We start from the raw sequence: 20,726 nt of genomic DNA on the forward strand, positions 1-20,726 counted from the left end.
ATCCTGGGCAAACTGCCGACCGTCGAGGAGTACATGGCCTACGCGAAGAACATCGACAGCATGGCGGCCGATATCTACCGCTACCTGTCCTTCGACCAGATCGCCGAGTACAAGGAAGCCGCTGCGAGCAGCAGGATACCGGCCCTCCAGACAGCCTGACCGGGCTATGGGAATCCCATTGGGATTCCCAACTGGCCGCTCAGGGTTCGTTGAGCGAATAGAGGTCGATCCAGCCCAGTTGGTTCTAGCATCGTCCTCTGCTTGATCCCGTTAGAGTCGCTCCCGAAGGAAGTCCACGAATGCCCGAGTCCGCGCAGAACGGCGCCGGTCGTGACTGAAAACCGCGCTTACAGGGAGCGCAACAGGTTGATATTCGGCAAGGATGGTGGCGACCGCCCCTTGCCGGACATCCGCGGCGAACAACCACTCGGGGGAAAGGGAAATTCCCAGGCCAGCCAGAACCATTTCCCGGATGGCCTCGCTGCTATTACTGGTGACGTTCCCCTTGATACTGACGCTGTGCTCCTCGCCGTCACGGCTGAAGCGCCAGACATCGTAGTGTTCCAGCAATGTGAAGCCCAGGCAGTTATGGTGCGAGAGGTCAGCGGGCTTGCCAGGCGTGCCATGGCGGCTTAGGTACGCTGGCGTGGCATACACCTGGCGCAGGGTGTTTCCAAGCGAAACCGAGACCAGCCTTTCGCTCTTCACCACGCCAATGCGAATCGCAACATCGATGTTCTCCCTGAGAAGATCTTCGTTCTGGTCGTTCAGTCGCAGGTCCATCTGAACGCGCGGATAGCGCTCTAGAAACTCGCACACCAGCGGCGCGATGCACAATCGTCCGTAGCTGACCGGCGCCGCCACCCGCAACGGTCCGGCGATTTGCTCCTGCCCACTGGCGAAATTGAGCGTGGCAGCCTCCAGGCTGGCGAGAATGCTCTGGCTCTCTGCGTAAAACCGCTGCCCCTGGTCGGTCAGGGATAGCTGCCGCGTGCTGCGTGCGAAGAGCGCACCACCTAAGTACTCCTCCAAAGCACGGATCTGCTTGCTCACCGCGGGCTGGCCGAGGTTCAACTCCCTGGCGACAGCCGAAAACGAGCCGCGCTCGACCACTCGCATGAAAACGCGCATGGAATCGAAGAGGTCCATCGAGCAATTCCCTCTTTGTACGGAATAAATCTAATCAACTTTTGCTTTCTTATCGGAATACACCGGCGCGGGGAAGATGAGCCCATCCACTGACCGGAGGTTTACCGCCATGAATCACACGATGCTCGCTGCCATTGCCGAATCCGCCCAGGCCAAGCTTGTAGTGCACAACATCCCCCGGCCCGTTCCAGGCACAGGGGAAGTGTTGATCAAGGTACAGGCTGCGGCCGTCAATCCTCTGGATACGAAGATCGCCGCGGGGCAAGCGGGTCATGCCCGGCAGCCGCTGCCGGCAATATTGGGCATGGACCTGGCCGGTACGGTGACCGAGCTGGGAGACGGCGTAGACGGTTTCGCCCCTGGAGATGAAGTATTCGGCATGGCCGGGGGTATCGGTGGCATCCAGGGCACCCTGGCCGAGTACATTGTCGTGGATGCCCGACTGATCGCGCCCAAGCCCCGGGCGTTGAGCATGCGCGAAGCGGCGGCGCTGCCGTTGGTGTTCATTACCGCCTGGGAGGGGCTGGTGGATCGCGCCAATGTCCGAACCGGCCAACAGGTGTTGATCCATGGTGGCGCAGGCGGGGTCGGCCATGCGGCTGTGCAACTGGCAAAGGCCAGGGGGGCCCGCGTTTATGCCACTGGTTCGGCGACCAGCCTGGACTTCATCCGCGAGCTGGGTGCGACCGGGATCGACTACCGGGCCCAGACCGTGGAGGACTATCTCAAGCGTTATACCGGGGGCGAGGGATTCGACATCGTTTATGACACGGTCGGCGGAGCGACCCTGAATGCGTCGTTCAACGCCGTGAAGGTCTATACCGGGCATGTGCTCAGCTGCCTGGGCTGGGGCCAACACAGTCTGGCGCCCTTGTCGTTCCGTGGTGCGAGCTATTCCGGAGTGTTTACCCTGATGCCACTGCTCACGGGCAAGGGGCGACAGCACCACGGCATGATCCTGCGCGAAGCGGCAGCCATGGCGGATGCTGGGCAATTGAAGGTAAATGTGGATCAACGCCGCTTCGGGCTTCACGATGTCAATGAAGCCTTCCGCCAGGTTTCCGAAGGCCTCGGCCAAGGGAAAACAGTGATCGAGATGGACCGCTGACCAGTTCGGCCGCCAAGTTTACCTCACCTTCGCCGCTGCGACCGAAGGCTTTGCACGGTCGCGGCGACTTTGGGATCTGCCCGGCTCAATTGTCCGCATGGGTTGGCTCGGCGCGGTTACGACCTGGTTCTGGTGGCGCGCAGTCGCGATCGATTGGAGCAGCTTGCGCAAAGGCTGGTCGAGCAGACCGGGCGCACGATCGAGGTGGTCACCGCAGACCTCAATGACGATTCCGACCTTGCGCGCGTTGAACATCTGCTCCGAACCGACTCCCGCATCAGGGTGCTCGTCAACAATGCCGGCATGGGGGCGACAGCGCCGCTCCTGGAGTCCGACATCGAGAAGATGACGCAGATGATCGGGCTGAACGTGACCGCGCTTACTCGGCTGACCTATGCCATTAACGCCGGGGCTCGTCGCTCGCAAAGGAGGGACGATCATCAATATCGCCTCGATCGTCGGCATCGCACCAGAGCTCCTCAACGGTGTTTACGGTGGCACCAAGGCATTTGTGCTGGCATTCAGCCAATCACTGAACCATGAATTAGCGGACAAGAATGTTCGTATCCAGGTGGTTGTGCCGGGCGCAATCTCGACTGAGTTCTGGGAAATTGCCGGCACTCTGGTCGAATACCTGCCAGGCGAGATCGTGATGCAGGCGCAAGACATGGTGGACGCGGCGTTGGCAGGCCTCGATCAAGGAGAGCTTTTCACCATCCCCTCGTTGCCGGAGGTGACCGATTGGGATGCTTACCAAGCCGCACGACAAAAACTCATGCCTAATCTTTCGAGGCACGTACCCGCCGAACGTCATCGCGCTGACCACAAGGCAATCTGACCGTCAGGCAACTATCAAAGGGGTTGTCAGGTCGAGAGAAATGGCTTGAGCAGCATGCGGGAGAATGTAATGAGCGAACTCACCAACCAGATCATCAATGCCCACGGTGGATTGAAGCGCTGGATGACGTTGCAGCAGGGACAAGGGCTGCGCGTACGGTTTCCTGGATCGATCGCGACGCACAGCGAAGTTCAGGATTTCTATTTCGATCGTGACTTTCTGCTTCGCCGACATGACTACAGCGTGGATGTAGCCGGAGGATTCGTTGCCGCGCAGTATGTTCATGACTACATCGAGGCCGATGGTATCCGTCTCCCCACCAAGCGCCGGGCTTTCAGACTGGGACCGGATAACCAGGCGTTGACGGACAACATGCTGGTTTCGATCGATTTGAGCGATATCCACTTCAGCTGACATCCCGCACACCACAACGCGTGACGATACGATCAAGCGTCATGGAAATGCCGGGCGGTTACTGGACGACGTCCCCAGGCGATACCTTTCGGAGCGATTGATGGCAGATTGACGAAAGCCAATCAAAAACGTTGCGAGGCAATTCGATCTGCAGTCATTTCATCTCGATAATTAAATGAAATGAGCAAAGACATGCTGCTCGGCGAACGGGCAAATGCGTATTGGCTCTTCAGTCAAGTTTGAGCGCACGCCACGTGGCCTGTCCCCGCGCTGGAGAACAGGATGACCATTCACCTCGACCACCTGATGGTGCCCTCTCGCAACAAAGTCCGATCGGCGAAGCTGCTGGCCGAACTGCTGGACGTGCCCTGGTCGGAAAGCGGAACCGGCCCGTTCGTGCCGGTTTACGTAAACGACGGTTTGACCCTCGATTTCGATGAGTGGGCCGACCCCTTCCCGCTGATCCACTTCTGCTTCCGCGTGAGCCCGGAGGAGTTCGAGGCCATCCTCCAGCGCCTCCAGGCAACGGGCATCCCTTACCGCAGCAACGTCCACGGGCCAGTCAATTACCTGGTCGATACCGAGCATGCCGGCCGCATCGTCTACTGGAACGAGCCCGACGGCCATCAATGGGAAATGCTGACGCTCAGCTATGCGCGCCAAGTCAGGGAGGATGCGTCACCAGAAGGAAGCGGTACCTGAAAAAACGTTCGACACGTCAGGCCGAGCGAGCGACCGGACTCGCAGCGCCCATCCCGAGACGTCAATTGGATCGGTACAGGAGCCTTTCACTGTATGGGCTCGTACCTGAGCGGCAGTGTATCGGGCCCCGTAAGGTTTCCTTCAATTTGTCCTGACAAGTAATTGACCCCTGCCATCACCCCCGTATCGGGGTTGCGCATCAGCTCGAGCCACTCTTCGTCAAAGTCATCGTTCAAGCTTTTTCGAAGATGCGCTTCGACTCCCGGTCTCGCGTTTTCCTTCGAGATGATGCTGAAGCCTGCGACTCCCAGGGATATCAATGTGCCAGCGACGCGTCCGGCCAACGCGGAAACGGCGCTTGCAGCGCCGCGGGTGACGAGTTCGGCTGCCAGTTCTTCGCTGGTCTGTTTCGCCACGGTCGATATGCCAGCCGGCGATACGCCCGTGCCCTCGCGAGCAGAGCTACCGCGAACCCGATCGACCAGGGCCACGTAGGCGGGTAGCTCGTCGAGCGGATCGGCGTGAATGACCTGGTAAAGCGAGGCACTGTGGGTTGTGGAGGGTGCCAGTGCGATCGCCGGGATGCCTTGCAGCCGCCGGTCGAATTGATCCAGAGGAACGCCGTAGCGCTGGGGTATTCCCTGAATTTGCTGTCCAAGGAGCTGGACGTAGAGCTTTGTCGCCTGGTCCATGACCTTGATCGGATCGATCTCCTCAGCCACGGGGTCCAGCACTCGATCCTGGTATTGCTCCTGGAGATAAATGGAAATCCGATCCACGGTCGGATCTATCTCGCCCTCTGCGCCAAGCTTGTACCAGGCCACCTTCAGAGTCAGCCATTGCTGGGTCCAGTAGCTGGTAAACCACGGGATGAATTCTGCGTCAGTGCGCTGGTAGACAAGGTCCATCCAGCTCTCCATGGATTCATGTGCGTAGGTGTTGGCCCGTTCCGTGGCGGAACGTGATGCGGCGACGATTTGACTGTCGACCTGTCGCCAGGTGCTCTGCGGTACGATTATCGGCGGAGCCGGCTCTTGGCTGCGCTCTGAGGTGGCGCATCCCCCCACCGCCACCATCAAGGCGACGATCAGGGCACGCCAGCGCAACATCGCGCTCTCCTATAACAGACTGGACAGCGGTATGGTCACCGCCATCGGATCGGTTTCGAGCGAGCGCTTCACATCGCTCATAAGGATTCAGCTACTGCCCAGATGGGCTGCTCTCTTCCTCCTGACAAACTGCAGTTGGCACTTTCGCAGTTATCCCAGCCCCCTATCCAACGGAACGTCCACTACGTCCGACCATGGTTTCTTGAGTATAGGCGTCAAGAACGTCGACAGGATAAGCAGGCGAAAAGGGGCTGAAACAGGAGGAGCACAGCTACCTGGGAGGCCTGGAATTGGAGCAATAGCGGATGTCGACCATCATCCGATCGAGCCATTTAGAGCAATTTCCGGAGTTTGCCGGTCCGAGTTTCAAGAACCTCCTTGTCGCTCACCCACGCGTTCTAGAGCAAAGACTCAAGCACGACTTGTGACATCGCGATGCCCAGACGGCAAACTACCAGCCAAACGAGCAGCGCGAGACCGCGTTCGGAGCCCACCATCTGGTGCAATGGCCCCCTCCCCGGCTCGTTGGCAAAACACATGGAACCTAGAATGCCCCCAAGACCCGTCATCAACGCTCAAGTAAGCCCGAAAGGCAGCCTGGAAACACTTTCTCAACGCGAAGTACAGCAACTGAGCGAAGCCGGCTCAGGCAGCATGTACGCGCTGTTCCGCCAGTGCGCCTTGGCAATCCTCAATACCGGCGCTCACGTCGACAACGCCAAGACCATCCTCGATGCCTATAGGAACTTCGAGGTTCGCATTCACCAGCAGGACCGCGGGGTGCGCCTGGAGCTGCTCAACGCACCGGCGGATGCCTTCGTCGATGGCGAGATGATTGCCAGCACGCGCGAGATGCTGTTCAGCGCCCTGCGCGACATCGTCTACACCGAGAATGAGCTGGAGAGCCGACGCATCGACCTGGACAGCTCCCAGGGCATCACCGACTACGTCTTCCACCTGCTGCGCAACGCTCGCACCCTGCGCCCCGGAGTGGAGCCAAAGATCGTGGTGTGCTGGGGCGGCCACTCGATCAGCACCGAAGAGTACAAGTACACCAAGAAGGTCGGTCACGAACTGGGCCTGCGCCACCTGGATATCTGCACCGGCTGCGGCCCCGGCGTCATGAAGGGACCGATGAAGGGCGCCACCATCGCCCATGCCAAGCAACGCATCCACGGCGGCCGCTACCTGGGCCTGACAGAGCCCGGCATCATCGCCGCCGAGGCGCCCAACCCGATCGTCAACGAACTGGTGATCCTGCCGGACATCGAGAAACGCCTTGAGGCCTTCGTACGTGTCGGCCACGGCATCATCATCTTCCCCGGCGGCGCCGGCACGGCCGAGGAGTTCCTCTACCTGCTCGGCATCCTGATGCACCCGGACAACCGCGACCTCCCCTTCCCCGTCATCCTGACCGGGCCGAAGAGCGCCGCGCCCTATCTGCAGCAACTGCACGCGTTCGTCGGCGCGACCCTGGGGGAAGCCGCCCAGCAGCGGTACCAGATCATCATCAACGACCCCGCCCAGGTGGCCGTGCAGATGGCCCAGGGTCTTAAAGAGGTGAAGCAGTTCCGTCGCGAGCGCAATGACGCTTTCCACTTCAACTGGCTGCTGAAGGTCGACGAGAGCTTCCAGCGCCCGTTCGACCCCACACACGACAATATGGCCAGCCTGAAGCTCAGCCAGAACCTGGCGCCCCACGAACTGGCGGCCAACCTGCGTCGCGCCTTCTCCGGCATTGTCGCGGGCAACGTGAAAGACAAGGGTATCCGCCTGATCGAGCAGCATGGTGCCTACGAGATCCAGGGCGATGCGGCCGTGATGAAGCCGCTCGATCACCTGCTACAGGCATTCGTCGAGCAGCACCGGATGAAGCTGCCCGGCGGCGCGGCCTATGTGCCCTGCTATCGGGTCGTGGAAACCCGGACCTGAGCAGCCTGAAGCGACCACCAGAGGCTTGAGGAAGGAACCAAGGCCCGGGCTGTGATGGTTCAGGGCCTGGTCGGGGCAAAGCGCCGGCACGAATTCTCCACACGTGATAACCCAGTTCGGCCGCAAACTTGCCAGTGGACGCGATGCAGGTGTTGACCAATATCCCGACGATGCCCTCGGAGCTCAGCCGGGCTCACCCGACGGCCGCCCCAAGGGGCGGCTCGGCAGGCCAGCGTACGAAAGCCCTCACGACCTCACTTGCCGGCGCGCGCCATGCAGCGTCGATGACGCTCATCGACGCGATTGGCGAACCAGGCTGTGGTGAGATTACGGGTGATCTTGGGGCTTTTCAGGGTGATGCCCGGCAGCACGGCACGGGGCAATCGCTTGCGTTCGACTTTCTCGGCCAGCGCGAACACGCGCTTATAGAGTCTGGTGTCTTCGAAGGCCAGTTGATCGCCCTGCTCCAGGTCGCGCCGAATGGCGCTGTCGCTCAAGTCCAAATGCTTGCGCAAGGTACGTACGGCGAGCTCAGTCGAGCCTGGGATCCGAGAGCCGTGGATGATCAGGTCGCCGTCGAGCGCCAGCGGTATACCGGAGGCCCGGCTGACCGCCGCCTGGAAGGCGGCGTTGCGGCTTGCGTACCACCCGGCATTGAAATCGGCAAATCGAAAGAGCGGCCGACCGTAAGTGACCGGATAGCCCAGCAGGTGAGCGATGCCGAAATACATGCCACCCCTTCGGCTGAACACCTCCTGGCGGATGGAACCCTTCACCGGGTAGGGGTAGCCCCGCGCCTGGCTTTCGGCAAAGGCGATGCTGACCTGCATCGGCCCACCGGTTTGCACCGGGTTGAAGTTGCCGAACAGCTTCTGGCCCATGGGGGCCATGCCGATGAAGTCATCGAAGATCGCACTCAGTTCCTTCTCTGTGCGGACGGTTTTCAGCCGCTGGCTATAAGTTTTGCCCGAGGGCGAATCGATCCCCAGCGCGGCGTTCACCAGGAAGCTGGGGACATGCAGCTTCGCCGCACGGCGGTCGATCTCCTGCCGTGCGATCTTCGCCAGCCCCGGCACCGAAGGGTCGGTCTGAAAGGTCGACTCCTGCTCTGTGACGGCCAGCACAGCACAGAGGTTCTCCGTGGTCGGCGGGATGTCCTGCGCTGCGAATGCCGCGTAGATATCAGTCGCCCAGCCCTGTCGGTCAGGCGTTTTGGCCGGCATCAGCCGTACGATCTTTGCCCGCACTTCGGCCGGGTTGGGTGGGGCCTCCTGACCGAGGCGTGTGCCGCAACCGGCGAGTGTCAGGAGCGATACGATACCCACCATCGCGATCCCGTAGCGAAACGCCGAGACCGGCCATTCCCTGCTCGATCCTCTTGCAGCAGCAGGTTCTGGAAAGCCCGCCGGCAAATAGCGGCAAGCGAGCTGTTCAAGGTTCATATTCGAAACACCTTGCGGAAAACGCTCGCGAAGATGTCATAAATAGGTGGGGTCAGCCAGAAGCGGAATATCCCCTTCCCTCAATCACCCCTCGCCCCGCCACCGTTTCCGCACATGCAGATACGCAGCCACGTCACTGTATCCCAGCTGCATGGCAATCTCGGAGCGGCTTTCGCCTTGTAGTTGGAGGTGTTGTTCCAGCTCTGCGCGTACCAGGTCGAGCAGTTGGCGGAAAGTCAGGCCTTGCTCTTCAAGGCGGCGAAGCAGGGTGCGGGCGCCCTGGTGGAGAGTTTCGGCCTGGGTTTTCAGGCTGGGTACTTCACCACGTGCCAAGGCATGCCGGGCGCTGGTTACGACTTTTCCCGCCTAGCCGCTGAGCTGGCGATGACGGGCGATGCGCGTGTCCAGTTCCCGGGTGAGCATTTCCAGCATGCCCGCGTGGCGAGTCAGCAGGGGCAGGCGCCCACCGGCCTACGGTATCGAACACCTCGTGCCAGTGAGCGGGCAGGATGAGTTGTTCTGGCCATTGATGCGAGCTCGCAAGGCTGATGCCACCGCGCAACCGGAACAGGACTTTGCTCCATGAGCACAGACATGATCCTGTTCACGAGCCACAGCCGGGGCCTTGGGAAAGGCAGCGCACCGAGCGCCTGGGTTAGCGAGTTCATTCGCGATTACAGCCCAAAGCCCAACCGCAGAATGGAGCTGAGTCCAGCGATGCCCAACATCCCGACGTCCCCTGACGAAGCACCTTGAATCACCCACCGATTCCGCTAGGCTCTGCAAGCTCAATTTCAAGGAGTACCCCACCATGGCCCGAGCCACCGCCCGCCACATCCTGGTTGCCACTGAAGCCAAGTGCAACGAGCTCAAAGCCGCCATCGAAGCCGGCGCCGACTTCGCTGAACTAGCCAAACAGCACTCCACCTGCCCCTCCGGCCGAGACGGAGGCAACCTCGGTTCCTTCCGCCCTGGCCAGATGGTCAAGGAGTTCGACACCGTCGTGTTCAGCGCTCCACTCAACGTTGTACAAGGCCCTGTGAAAACCCAGTTCGGCTTCCACCTGCTGGAAGTCACCAGTCGCCAGGACTAGCAGTCCCCAAGGCGCCGCCGACAGGCGGCGCCTACTGAACGCCTCCACACCTCTCAATAAAAAGGGACCATCCAAAGACGACGGAGCCATTCGTGCCCCAGCCCTCCCGTCCCAGCCGTCGAGCCCGCGCACTGCCTAGCTGACAGAAATGTAATCACCTCTCGCCTTCCGATGTGGCAACTTGCACGGACTGGCCGCATGCCTCCGAGGCTGCGGCGATTCTCCTGACTGACTGGATTGGAATGGCATGCAGTGCAAAACCTCGCGGCGGACCTTCGTCAAAGGCCTGGCCGCCGGCGGCATCCTCGGTGGCCTGGGCCTATGGCGCAGCCCGGTCTGGGCGGTAACCAGCCCGGGTCAGCCAACAGTGCTGAGCGGCACCGAATTCGATTTGTTCATTGGCGAGACCCAGGTGAACTTCACCGGCACGCCACGTACCGCCAAGACCATCAATGGCTCGCTACCCGCGCCGCTACTGCGCTGGCGCGAGGGCGACACGGTGACGCTGCGGGTGCGCAACCGCCTGGATGAGGACACCTCCATCCACTGGCACGGCATCATCCTGCCGGCCAACATGGACGGCGTGCCGGGCCTGAGCTTCCATGGCATCGCTCCCGACGGGATGTACGAGTACCGCTTCCAGGTGAAGCAGCACGGTACCTACTGGTATCACAGCCACTCCGGGTTCCAGGAGCAGGTGGGCGTATACGGCCCCATCGTGATCGACCCGAAAGAGCCGGAGCCCTTCCAGTACGACCGCGACTACGTGGTGATGCTGAGCGACTGGACCGATGAGAACCCCTCGCGCGTGCTGGCCAAGCTGAAGAAGCAGTCGGACTACTACAACCATCACAAGCGCACGCTGGGCGACTTCATCGACGATGTCAGCGACAAGGGCTGGGCCGCAGCCGCAGCCGACCGCAAGATGTGGGCCGAGATGAAGATGAGCCCCACAGACCTCGCCGACGTCAGTGGTGCCACCTACACCTACCTGATGAACGGCCAGGCGCCTGACGGCAACTGGACAGGCCTGTTCCGCCCTGGCGAAAAGCTCCGCCTGCGTTTCATCAACGGCTCGGCCATGAGCTACTTCGACGTGCGTATTCCCGGCCTGAAGATGACGGTCGTCGCCGCCGACGGCCAGTATGTGGCGCCGGTGAGCGTGGATGAAATCCGCATGGCCGTCGCCGAAACCTATGACGTGATCGTCGAGCCCAGCAGCGCCGAGGCCTATACCATCTTCGCCCAATCCATGGACCGCACCGGCTATGCCCGCGGCACCCTGGCAGTACGCGAAGGTTTGAGTGCTGCGGTACCGGAGCCAGACCCGCGCCCGCTGATCAGCATGGCCGACATGGGCATGGACCACGGCGCCATGGGCCATGACATGCCCGCGACGGATGACTCAGGCATGGCCGGGATGGACCACAGTCAGATGGCCGGCATGGATCACTCGAACATGGCGGGCATGGACCATGGCCAGGCCAGTGGCTCGGTCAGCCAGATGCAGGCGCATCCGGCCTCGGAGAGCAACAATCCGTTGGTGGACATGCAGACCATGACGCCTGTGCCCAAGCTGGACGACCCCGGCATCGGCCTGCGCGACAACGGGCGTCGCGTACTGACCTACGCCGACCTGCGCAGCACCTTCCCCGACCCGGACGGGCGCGAACCGGGGCGCACCATCGAGCTGCACCTGACCGGGCACATGGAGCGCTTCGCCTGGTCATTCGATGGCATCAAGTTCTCCGACGCCGAACCGCTGCGCCTGAAGTACGGCGAGCGCCTGCGCATCACCCTGGTCAACGACACCATGATGACCCACCCCATCCACCTGCACGGGATGTGGAGCGACCTGGAGGACGAGCACGGCAACTTCCTGGTCCGCAAACACACCATCGACATGCCGCCAGGCTCCAAGCGCAGCTACCGCGTGACTGCGGACGCGCTCGGCCGCTGGGCCTACCACTGCCACCTGCTCTTCCACATGGAAATGGGCATGTTCCGCGAAGTCCGCGTGGACGAATGAAGGAGAACTGAAAAATGAACAAGACTGCCCAAACCTCGACGCTGGTCGGTGCCGCGCTGGCGCTGATCCTGCTGACGCCCACCGTACTGGCGAGCAGCCACACCCATGAAGACCATCAGAAAGCCCCGGCCAGCGGCTCGCAGGTAATGAACCACGGCCAGATGGATCATGGACAGATGAGCCACGACAAGATGATGGAGTCGATGCCTCATGGCGACATGAACCACGATCAGATGATGAACCATGGCCAGATGATGCAGCACGGTTCCAAGGCTGCGGGCCAGAATGGCAAGACGGCGGACACGGATCGTAAAGATGACCAATAGCCAACCACGCCCTGCCCTGGCCGCATTGGCCATCACCCTGAGCCTTTTCGGCCCGGTCAGCGCAGCGCAAACCATGGATCACTCCAGCATGGGCCACGAGCCGGCGCCTGCCATGGACCATGGCCAGATGGACCACGGCACGATGGATCACAGCCAGATGAACCATGGGCAAGCTGCCGGGGCCGCCACCGGCGCATATGTCCCGGAACTGACCGATGCGGACCGGGCCGCCGCCTTTCCACCGCTGCCAGGGCATGGTGTGCATGACCGCGCAATCAACAGCTTCTTCCTGCTGGACAAGTTCGAATACCAGGATGCCGACGAAGGCAGCGTGCTGAACTGGGACGCCTCCGGCTGGATCGGTGGCGATATCGATCGCCTGTGGCTGCGCTCGGAAGGCGAGCGCACCAACGGCAAGACCGAAGACGCTGAGCTCCAGGCGCTCTGGGGCCACGCCATCGGCCCGTGGTGGGAAACCGTGGCCGGAGTGCGCCAGGACTTCAAGCCTGGTGAACCACAAACCTGGGCCGCGCTCGGTGTGCAGGGCATGCCCTTCTATGGTCTCGAAACCGAGGCCACGGCCTTTCTCGGCGAGAACGGCCAGAGTGCGCTGCGCCTCGAGGGCGACTACGACATCCTGCTCACCAACCGCCTGATCCTGCAGCCCACCGCAGAGATGAACTTCTATGGGCGCAACGACCATGAGCGCGGCGTCGGCTCCGGGCTGGCCAATACCGAGGTTGGCTTGCGGTTGCGCTATGAGATCATTCGCGAATTCGCGCCCTACGTCGGCGTGACCTGGAATCGCAGCTACGGCAACACCGCAGACATCGCCCGCGAGGACGGTGAAGACACCGATGAAGCTCGCTTCGTCGCCGGTATCCGAATCTGGTTCTGAGCCTGAACAATGAAAAAAACAATGAAAGTCCTGGCGGTGGCCGGCCTGATCACCGCCTCTGCGGTGGCCGGTGTGGGTTATAGCGGTTGGATCAACGTCGCTGCCGATGACCCGCACTCGGCACCGGTATATGCCTTCCTGACCGCCGTGCGGGAGCGCTCGATCGAGGTCCGCTCACGGGATATCCAGGTCCCGAACCTGAATGACGGGGCCCTGATTCGTGCCGGCGCAGGCAACTACGACGCCATGTGCGTCGGCTGCCACCTGGCGCCTGGAGTCGAGCCCACCGAACTCAGCCAAAGCCTCTACCCCACGCCGCCGGACCTGGGCAAACAAGGGACCGACGGCAATCCAGCCGCTACCTTCTGGGTGATCAAGCACGGGATCAAAGGCAGTGGCATGCCAGCCTGGGGCCAAGGCATGGAAGACCCATACATCTGGGGCATGGTCGCCTTCCTGCAGCAACTACCCCAAATGGATGCGCGGCAGTACCAGGCACTGGTAGCCAGCAGCAGTGGGCACCAGCACGGCGGTGGCGAAAGCCAACTGCACGAACACCAGGTCCCGGACGACAGCCCTTCAGGCAAAGGGCATCATGAAGCTGAACTGGCGGATGACGGGATGGCTGCACCTGAGGTGCACGTACATCCGGACGGCAAGGCGCATAAACACTGAGCTGATCCAGACATCCCTCACCCCTTGCTCTACCCCAGTTGGTCCGTGCAGCGTGAATCGCGCGAAAGCAGCCCTGAGAATGTGGTTTCCCGCACTCGACTGAACAATCAATAAACACGAAGCCCCGCCGCGGCTTGTGGCCGGGGCGGGGCTTCGTTGCAGGCATGCGTCAGGCGCAGGCTGTCTGCATGGTGCGATGGGTATCGATCAGGTGTTGCACCACTCCGGGATCGGCCAGGGTGGAGATATCGCCGAGGGCGTCGTATTCGGCGACAGCGATCTTGCGCAGGATGCGGCGCATGATCTTGCCCGAGCGGGTTTTCGGCAGTCCCGGCGCCCACTGGATGACATCCGGCGAGGCGATCGGGCCGATTTCCTTGCGGACCCACTGTTTCAGTTCCAGACGCAGAGCCTCGGAGGCCTCCACGCCAGCGTTCAGGGTGACGTAGACGTAGATACCCTGCCCCTTGATGTCGTGCGGCATACCGACCACGGCAGCCTCGGCCACTTTCGGGTGGGCGACCATGGCGCTCTCGATCTCGGCAGTACCCATGCGGTGGCCAGAAACGTTGAGCACGTCGTCAACGCGGCCGGTGATCCAGTAGTAGCCATCTTCATCGCGACGAGCGCCGTCACCGGTGAAGTACATGCCTTTGAAGGTCTTGAAGTAGGTGTCGACGAAACGATCGTGGTCGCCGTACAGGGTACGCGCCTGGCCCGGCCAGGAGTCGATGATCACCAGGTTGCCCTCGGTGGCGCCTTCCAGGATATTGCCAAGGTTGTCCACCAGAGCCGGCTGCACGCCGAAGAATGGGCGCGCAGCGGAGCCCGGCTTGAGGGCGTGGGCGCCCGGCAGCGGGCTCATCAGGCAAGCGCCGGTTTCGGTCTGCCACCAGGTATCGACGATCGGGCAGCGTGACTGACCGACAGTCTCGTAATACCAGTGCCAGGCTTCCGGGTTGATGGGCTCGCCCACCGAGCCCAGCAAACGCAGGCTGGAGCCGTCGGCGCCTTCGACCGCCGCCTTGCCCTCGGCCATCATGGCGCGGATGGCAGTCGGTGCGGTGTAGAGGATATTGACCTTGTGCTTGTCGACGATCTTCGACACGCGGGTCACGTCCGGGAAGTTCGGCACGCCTTCGAACATGACGGTGGTGGCGCCATTGGCCAGCGGACCGTAGACCAGGTAAGTGTGACCGGTGACCCAGCCGATGTCGGCGGTGCACCAGAAGACCTCGCCCGGACGGTAGTCGAACACGCGCTCGTGGGTCAGCGAGGCGTAGGTCAGGTAGCCTCCGGTGGTGTGCAGCACGCCTTTCGGCTTACCGGTGGAGCCGGAGGTGTAGAGGATGAACAGCGGGTCTTCCGCGCCCATTTCCTTCGGGGCACAGTGGCTGGAGGCCACTTTCATCAGGTCTTCGAACCAGACATCACGGTGCGGGTGCCATTTGATGTCGGCACCGGTGCGCTTGCAGACGATGATCTTCTGCACGCTGTTGGTTTCGGGGTTGGCCAGGGCGTCATCGACGTTGGCCTTGAGCGGGGTTTTCTTGCCGCCGCGCACGCCTTCGTCGGCGGTGATCACGACCTTGGATTTGCAGTCGATGATGCGGCCAGCCAGCGCTTCGGGGGAGAAGCCACCGAACACCACGGAGTGGATGGCGCCGATGCGGGTACAGGCCAGCATCGCCACCACGGCTTCCGGGATCATCGGCATGTAGATGGTCACCACGTCGCCACGGTGCACGTCCTGGCCACGCAAGGCGTTGGCGAACTTGCAGACGCGCTCGTGCAGGTCGCGGTAGGTGATGTTTTCGTGCTCGGAAGGGTCGTCGCCCTCCCAGATGATCGCGACCTGGTCACCGCGCTCGGCAAGGTGACGATCGAGGCAGTTGGCGGAAACGTTCAGGGTGCCGTCAGCGAACCATTTGATGTCAACGTGATGGTCGTCGAAAGAAGTCTGCTTCACCTTGGTGAAGGGCTTGATCCAGTCGATGCGCTTGGCTTGCTCACGCCAGAAGCCGTCCGGGTTGATCACGGACTGCTGGTACATGGCTTTATAGGTCGCCTCGTCCGTCAACGACTGGGCGGCCACCTCTGGGCGGACCGGATACAGTGAAGCAGCGCTCATGGTTCTTACCTCAATGGGCAGTTGTTTTTGTATGGCGCCTTTTGTATCCCCCGTCCCGCTGTAGGGCCATTCGACCATGGTCTTACCAAAGATGGACTATGGTGTTGCATGCACCGCGCCCCCAGGGGCTGGCGCCTGCCCGCCGGTTTTCAGGCGCCAACGAGAGATCTGGCCCGGCAGTTCCCAACGATTGCTTGTAGCGGCCAGCGACAAGCCGGCGAGACGTGACCTTTATGCTCAAGTTTCAGCAAGGGCTTGCCGAGCTTTCCGCCAGCAAAAGACACCCGTTTCCCTGGCAGACGCCACCCATAGAAAGATCATAATATTGAACACCCACTCCTGACCGACCCGACCAACACCAGCGAATACCCCCTATATTTCGGCATAACTTGATAAATTTTTTATCAAAAAAACTATCGATTTGCATTTATTCATATCTACAGGTAATATATCGTTCATTATGTTGAACACAAAGCCTGTATCTCTCTCCACTTCTCGCCTGGTGTCTCGCGAACGACACTGGACCGGCGACCTCTAGCTCCTCCCCAACGGCAAACACCTGCTGGTGACGCTGCGCCAGGCGGCATTTCGCCCCTGAAATATCAGCACCGTCACCGCCACCGATCCATTGAACCGCAGCTCGCCGCTTCCTGGCGAAAAGCCTGCGGAGCCCTTGGGAGGGCACTATGCGTTCCTGGATTTACCTGATGGTCGCCATCGTCTTCGAAGTGGTGGGTACCACGTCGATGAAGTTCGCCGCCGGTCACTACCCCATCCTTGGCCACCTGCTGATGTACGGCCTGATCGGCCTGTCGTATTTCTTCCTCGCGCTGGCGGTAAAGCGCGTCCCTGTCGGTGTGGCTTATGCGCTCTGGGAAGGGATCGGCATCGTGCTGATCACCGCAGTGAGCGTCACCTGGCTGGGCGAAAGCCTCGGCCTCTACAAGGCCCTCGGCCTGGGCGTGATGATCGCCGGCATCCTGCTGATCAAGGCCGGTACCCGCGCCCAAGCGGACACCAAGCGCACTGACGACCTGGAGGTTGCAACATGCTGAGTCCGAGCTGGATTTCGTTCGCCTGGTTGGGCCTGGCCATCACCCTGGAAGTCGTGGCCAACCTGTTTCTGAAGTATTCGGACGGCTTTCGCAAACGCGGGCTCGGGGTTGCCTCGATCCTCTGCGTGCTGGCAGCCTTCACCGCGCTGGCTCAGGCAGTACAAGGCATGGAGTTGTCGCTTGCCTACGCTATCTGGGGGGGCTTCGGCATCCTCGCCACGATCGCTATGGGCTGGGCGCTTTTCGGCCAGCGGCTGGCCTGGCGGGGTTGGTTGGGTCTGGTTCTGCTGCTCGGCGGGATGAGTCTGCTGAAGATGGCCTGATAGCCGAGGGCCATCTCACCTTGGAGAACGACACACCTGCCGCAGTCTTGCCGAGACCGACATTTTCGAAGACAAAAAAAGGTTCATCGCGGGATCTGGGGGAGAGGCGAGTTGACAGCCGGATAGCCGGTACTCTCTCTGTAGGAGCCAGCTTGCTGGCGAACATGCGCCATTCGCCAGCAAGCTGGCTCCTACAAGGTTTCGCGCGCCTTCGATTCACTCCGCCCGACAAGTCCGCCAAGGAGGTGTTGCAGGCTGCTTTCCGGGGAAGGCGGGAAGCCGGCGCCAGACAGTCGATCCGCTCGGATACGCGTCCGCAGTAGAGGCAGTCGACGCGACGCACCGGCAGTTGTAGCAGGACGCGCTGATCCTGCAGGTCACGATCCCGCACCTGGCGATGTGCTGTTGCTCGTGGATCAACAGGTTGGGTTTGGCACGCGGCTGCAAATCGGAAAGCGCTCCGCTTGGGGCTCAAGACTGATCAGCAGGGTGTCGTGAGTAGATTGGCGACAGGCGACGACCTCGTAGCCCGGCCAGAAAGGGGCCAGATCAATAGGATGCACGGCGACAGCAGGGGGTGGGGGTTGGGCTGTTTGGCGACTGCCAATTTACCCGCTTCCCTGACTGTCAACTCGCTCTTCCCCCAGATTCTGCGAAGCACCCAAAAAAATGGGCGACCAGTTGGTCGCCCGCCCAATCATTCCGGGAGAGGAATGTCAGAAACGCTTGTGTCCGCATCACGCAAGATTCAGACACCTGCCTTTTTACGCGTCAGCCCCCGGCCGGGCCATTACACCAAGGTCTAACCGTCCTCTTTGCCCAACCCATGTTGACGCAGTTTGTTGGCAATAGTGGTGTGGGACACTCCAAGGCGTTTGCCCAGCAGCCGGCTGCTCGGATGCTCGGCATAGAGGCGCTCCAGCACTGCCTTCTCGAAGCGGCCAACGATGGCGTCCAGCCCACCCTCCAGGGAAAAGTCGCCCAGCGGCTGCGGCGCACCGTAATCCGGCAGGCGGATATGCTCGGGCTTCACCGTGCCGCCGTCGCACAGCGAAACGGCCTGGAACAACACGTTCTCTAGCTGCCGCACATTGCCGGGCCAGTGATAGTGGCTGAGCTTGTCCAGCACCTGCGGCGCCAACTTTGGCAGACCGCAGCCGATCTGCCGGCTGGCCTGGTCAAGAAAATGCTCTACCAGAGGGGGCAGGCCATCCAGACACTCGCGCAGCGGTGGGATGTGCAAGGACAGCACATTGAGGCGGTGATAAAGGTCCTGGCGGAACTCACCCCGGGCGCAGAGTTCGGAGAGGTCCACCTGGGTTGCGCAGATTACCCGCACATCCAGGTACACCTCTTCGTCGCTGCCGACGCGGCGGAAGCAGCCATCCTGCAGGAAGCGCAACAGCTTGGCCTGCAACCGCGGGCTCATCTCGCCCACCCCGTCGAGGAACAGCGTGCCACCGGCGGTCAGTTCCAGCAGCCCCAACTTGCCTTCCGGACGGGCGCCCTCGAAGGCGCCAGGGCCGTACCCGAACAGTTCGGTCTCGGCCATGGATTCCGGCAGGCCGGCGCAGTTGAGTGCCATGAACGGCGACTGGCCCCGCGGGCTGGCCAGGTGGCAAGCGCGGGCCAGCAGCTCCTTGCCGGTGCCGGTTTCACCTTCGATGAGCAAGGGCGCATCGAGCGGCGCCATGCGACGCGCCTCGCGCACCACTGCCGCCATCACCTTGGAGCTCTGGAAAATACTGTCGAAGCCGCGCAGTTCGTGCTTGCGCACGTTGTAGATGCGCTCGCCGACGCGGTCAGCACGATGCAAGGTGATTACAGCGCCAGCCAGGGCCTCGCTTTCGTCGTGTTCCGACTGCAGCGGCGCGATGTCGGCAAGGAAGGTATCGCCCTTGACCTTGATGCGCAGGCCGTTGATCCGCGCCTTGTTGGCACGCACCAACTCCGGCAGGTCGAAGTCTTCGACATAGCGCGCAAGCGGAATACCCGGCACCTCGTCCACGCGCACCCCGAGCAACTGCGCCGCCGCGCGGTTGGCCGCGACGATGGAACCACCCATGTCGATGGAGAGCACCGGGAAGTCCAGAGCCCCGAGCAAGGCATTCAGTTCGAGGTGACGCCGCTCGCTGGGCATCAGGCCGACACGCTTGACCCCGAACACGCCGGGAATGGTCTCCAGTTTTGGCCGCAAGGCCTGGAACTGCAGATTGATAAGGTTCGGGCAATGCAGGTAGATGGCATTGCCCTGCTCACCGCCCACCTCGCCTCGGGCGACGTTGATGCCATATTCGACGAGCAGGTTGAGAATGTCGCGCAAGATCCCTACGCGGTTCTGGCAATGGACTTTGATACGCATCTGGCACCCCAGGTATCGGGCTTTTCTGTGGGTTCTGGGCGAAAAAATCCGCTCTCGACCCTATTTTCCCGTCAAGAATATGTGACAAATCAACGCACCAGCAAGCCGATGAATCGCCATTCCGCCGCATCCGTAACCTTTTCTTTACGATTTCAACCCCACCAAGGCGGCACCTGAGACTCCTGCCCTGCTGCGCTGCAGCCCGCTGTGCGCTATCGATAAGGCAACACAACAACGAAGCCCCATTTTCCAGGAGGCCGAATGAAAGTAGCGAAGTACGTGGCCCGCGAACCCGATGCCAACGGTTTTATCCATTACCCGGAAACCGAGCACGCGGTTTGGAACACCCTGATCACCCGCCAACTGAAAGTGATCGAAGGCCGCGCCTGCCAGGAATACATGGACGGTATCGAACAGCTCGGCCTGCCGCGCGACCGCATCCCCCAGTTGGGCGAGATCAACAAGGTGCTGCAGGCCACCACCGGCTGGAGTGTCGCGCGCGTACCGGCGCTGATCCCCTTCCAGACCTTCTTCGAGTTGCTGGCCAGCCAGCAATTCCCGGTGGCCACCTTTATCCGTACCCCGGAAGAGTTGGACTACCTGCAGGAACCGGACATCTTCCATGAGATCTTCGGCCACTGCCCGCTGCTGACCAACCCCTGGTTCGCTGAGTTCACCCACACCTATGGCAAGCTCGGTCTCAAGGCCACCAAGGAAGAGCGCGTCTACCTCGCTCGCCTGTACTGGATGACCATCGAGTTCGGCCTGCTGGACACCCCCCAAGGCCGGCGCATCTACGGTGGCGGCATCCTCTCCTCGCCGAAGGAGACGGTCTACGCTTTGTCGGGCGAGCCCGAGCACCAGCCCTTCGACCCGCTGGAATGCATGCGTACGCCGTACCGCATCGACATCCTGCAGCCCCTGTACTTCGTGCTGCCAGAGCTCAAACGCCTGTTCGACCTGGCCCATGAGGACATCATGGCGCTAGTGCACCAGGCCATGCAGATGGGCCTGCACGCGCCGAAATTCCCGCCGAAAGCGGCCTGATCGAACCTCGATGTAGGTTGGGCCGAGCAGAGCGAAGCCCAACATTGCGGGCGCGGGGCCTCGCTTCGCTCAGCGCCAAGCTACACAAATGCA

Annotated in this window: 18 protein-coding genes and 3 pseudogenes; 14 read left to right on the plus strand and 7 right to left on the minus strand. The window is 61.6% G+C overall.

Annotated features, from left to right (window positions below):
• Nucleotides 1–159: hypothetical protein (locus J7302_RS26545; RefSeq protein WP_251702102.1), on the plus strand; the 159-nt coding region annotated here is incomplete at its 5' end.
• Nucleotides 160–270: 111 nt separating this feature from the next.
• On the opposite strand, the gene J7302_RS15165 is transcribed toward J7302_RS26545, so the two are convergent.
• Nucleotides 271–1,149: a LysR family transcriptional regulator gene (locus J7302_RS15165; RefSeq protein WP_215376258.1), complete on the minus strand. Its 879-nt coding sequence runs from the start codon at nt 1,147–1,149 to the stop codon at nt 271–273.
• Between the two features lie 109 nt (nt 1,150–1,258).
• Here J7302_RS15165 and J7302_RS15170 point away from each other — a divergent pair, with 109 nt between their 5' ends.
• The 4 genes and pseudogenes from J7302_RS15170 to J7302_RS15185 all read left to right on the plus strand — a co-directional run bounded on the left by J7302_RS15170 (nt 1,259) and on the right by J7302_RS15185 (nt 4,211).
• Nucleotides 1,259–2,257 (plus strand): zinc-dependent alcohol dehydrogenase family protein, encoded by a 999-nt coding sequence (locus J7302_RS15170; RefSeq protein WP_215376261.1) that lies wholly within the window; start codon nt 1,259–1,261, stop codon nt 2,255–2,257.
• A gap of 69 nt (nt 2,258–2,326) precedes the next feature.
• A pseudogene (locus J7302_RS15175) lies at nt 2,327–3,095 on the plus strand (SDR family NAD(P)-dependent oxidoreductase).
• 69 nt (nt 3,096–3,164) lie between these two features.
• Nucleotides 3,165–3,509 (plus strand): hypothetical protein, encoded by a 345-nt coding sequence (locus J7302_RS15180; RefSeq protein ID WP_215376264.1) that lies wholly within the window; start codon nt 3,165–3,167, stop codon nt 3,507–3,509.
• A 282-nt stretch (nt 3,510–3,791) separates the two neighbouring features.
• On the plus strand, nt 3,792–4,211 hold the full coding sequence (locus J7302_RS15185; RefSeq protein WP_215376268.1) for a VOC family protein: 420 nt from the start codon (nt 3,792–3,794) through the stop codon (nt 4,209–4,211).
• Nucleotides 4,212–4,297: 86 nt separating this feature from the next.
• Here J7302_RS15185 and J7302_RS15190 read toward each other — a convergent pair whose 3' ends face one another.
• Nucleotides 4,298–5,320 (minus strand): hypothetical protein, encoded by a 1,023-nt coding sequence (locus tag J7302_RS15190; RefSeq protein ID WP_215376271.1) that lies wholly within the window; start codon nt 5,318–5,320, stop codon nt 4,298–4,300.
• A 549-nt stretch (nt 5,321–5,869) separates the two neighbouring features.
• Between J7302_RS15190 and ppnN the strand changes: the two genes are divergently transcribed.
• A complete protein-coding gene (gene ppnN / locus J7302_RS15195; RefSeq protein ID WP_215376275.1) occupies nt 5,870–7,252 on the plus strand; it encodes a nucleotide 5'-monophosphate nucleosidase PpnN in 1,383 nt (460 codons plus the stop codon).
• A 254-nt stretch (nt 7,253–7,506) separates the two neighbouring features.
• Here the strand turns inward: ppnN and J7302_RS15200 are convergent, their stop codons facing one another.
• Together J7302_RS15200 and J7302_RS26980 are read right to left on the minus strand one after the other, a co-directional pair.
• Nucleotides 7,507–8,580, minus strand: a complete 1,074-nt coding sequence (locus tag J7302_RS15200) for a DUF1615 domain-containing protein (protein WP_215377056.1) — start codon at nt 8,578–8,580, stop codon at nt 7,507–7,509.
• 198 nt (nt 8,581–8,778) lie between these two features.
• A pseudogene (locus tag J7302_RS26980) lies at nt 8,779–9,156 on the minus strand (AraC family transcriptional regulator); the annotation flags it as partial.
• A 349-nt stretch (nt 9,157–9,505) separates the two neighbouring features.
• Here J7302_RS26980 and J7302_RS15210 point away from each other — a divergent pair.
• The 5 genes from J7302_RS15210 to J7302_RS15230 all read left to right on the plus strand — a co-directional run bounded on the left by J7302_RS15210 (nt 9,506) and on the right by J7302_RS15230 (nt 13,715).
• On the plus strand, nt 9,506–9,787 hold the full coding sequence (locus J7302_RS15210) for a peptidylprolyl isomerase (protein ID WP_215376282.1): 282 nt from the start codon (nt 9,506–9,508) through the stop codon (nt 9,785–9,787).
• A gap of 247 nt (nt 9,788–10,034) precedes the next feature.
• Nucleotides 10,035–11,816 carry a copper resistance system multicopper oxidase gene (locus J7302_RS15215; RefSeq protein ID WP_215376285.1) on the plus strand — a complete coding sequence of 594 codons (1,782 nt, stop codon included), beginning with the start codon at nt 10,035–10,037 and terminating at the stop codon, nt 11,814–11,816.
• Between the two features lie 14 nt (nt 11,817–11,830).
• Nucleotides 11,831–12,142, plus strand: coding sequence for a hypothetical protein (locus J7302_RS15220; RefSeq protein WP_215376288.1), 312 nt, complete (start codon nt 11,831–11,833; stop codon nt 12,140–12,142).
• Nucleotides 12,132–13,040: a copper resistance protein B gene (locus J7302_RS15225; RefSeq protein ID WP_215376291.1), complete on the plus strand. Its 909-nt coding sequence runs from the start codon at nt 12,132–12,134 to the stop codon at nt 13,038–13,040. The genes J7302_RS15220 and J7302_RS15225 overlap by 11 nt, the downstream gene beginning before the upstream one ends.
• A 9-nt stretch (nt 13,041–13,049) precedes the next feature.
• Entirely contained in the window at nt 13,050–13,715 is a 666-nt protein-coding gene (locus J7302_RS15230) for a c-type cytochrome (protein WP_215376294.1), read from the plus strand.
• Between the two features lie 169 nt (nt 13,716–13,884).
• Here J7302_RS15230 and acs read toward each other — a convergent pair whose 3' ends face one another.
• Nucleotides 13,885–15,846 carry an acetate--CoA ligase gene (gene acs / locus J7302_RS15235; protein ID WP_215376297.1) on the minus strand — a complete coding sequence of 654 codons (1,962 nt, stop codon included), beginning with the start codon at nt 15,844–15,846 and terminating at the stop codon, nt 13,885–13,887.
• A 686-nt stretch (nt 15,847–16,532) separates the two neighbouring features.
• On the opposite strand from acs, the gene J7302_RS15240 reads away from it, so the two are divergent.
• The gene (locus J7302_RS15240; protein ID WP_215376301.1) at nt 16,533–16,901 is read left to right on the plus strand and encodes an SMR family transporter; all 369 of its coding nucleotides are present in this window, start codon (nt 16,533–16,535) and stop codon (nt 16,899–16,901) included.
• Entirely contained in the window at nt 16,895–17,224 is a 330-nt protein-coding gene (mdtI, locus tag J7302_RS15245) for a multidrug/spermidine efflux SMR transporter subunit MdtI (protein WP_215376306.1), read from the plus strand. The genes J7302_RS15240 and mdtI overlap by 7 nt, the downstream gene beginning before the upstream one ends.
• A 259-nt stretch (nt 17,225–17,483) precedes the next feature.
• Here the strand turns inward: mdtI and J7302_RS27130 are convergent.
• Together J7302_RS27130 and J7302_RS15250 are read right to left on the minus strand one after the other, a co-directional pair.
• A pseudogene (locus J7302_RS27130) lies at nt 17,484–17,787 on the minus strand (ISL3 family transposase); the annotation flags it as partial.
• Between the two features lie 239 nt (nt 17,788–18,026).
• Nucleotides 18,027–19,586 (minus strand): sigma-54-dependent transcriptional regulator, encoded by a 1,560-nt coding sequence (locus J7302_RS15250; protein ID WP_215376309.1) that lies wholly within the window; start codon nt 19,584–19,586, stop codon nt 18,027–18,029.
• Between the two features lie 261 nt (nt 19,587–19,847).
• Here J7302_RS15250 and phhA point away from each other — a divergent pair, with 261 nt between their 5' ends.
• A complete protein-coding gene (phhA, locus tag J7302_RS15255) occupies nt 19,848–20,633 on the plus strand; it encodes a phenylalanine 4-monooxygenase (RefSeq protein WP_215376312.1) in 786 nt (261 codons plus the stop codon).
• Nucleotides 20,634–20,726: the final 93 nt, after the last annotated feature.

Origin of the sequence: Metapseudomonas boanensis (genome assembly GCF_018704125.1) — a bacterium.
Taxonomy (GTDB): Bacteria; Pseudomonadota; Gammaproteobacteria; order Pseudomonadales; family Pseudomonadaceae; genus Metapseudomonas; species Metapseudomonas boanensis.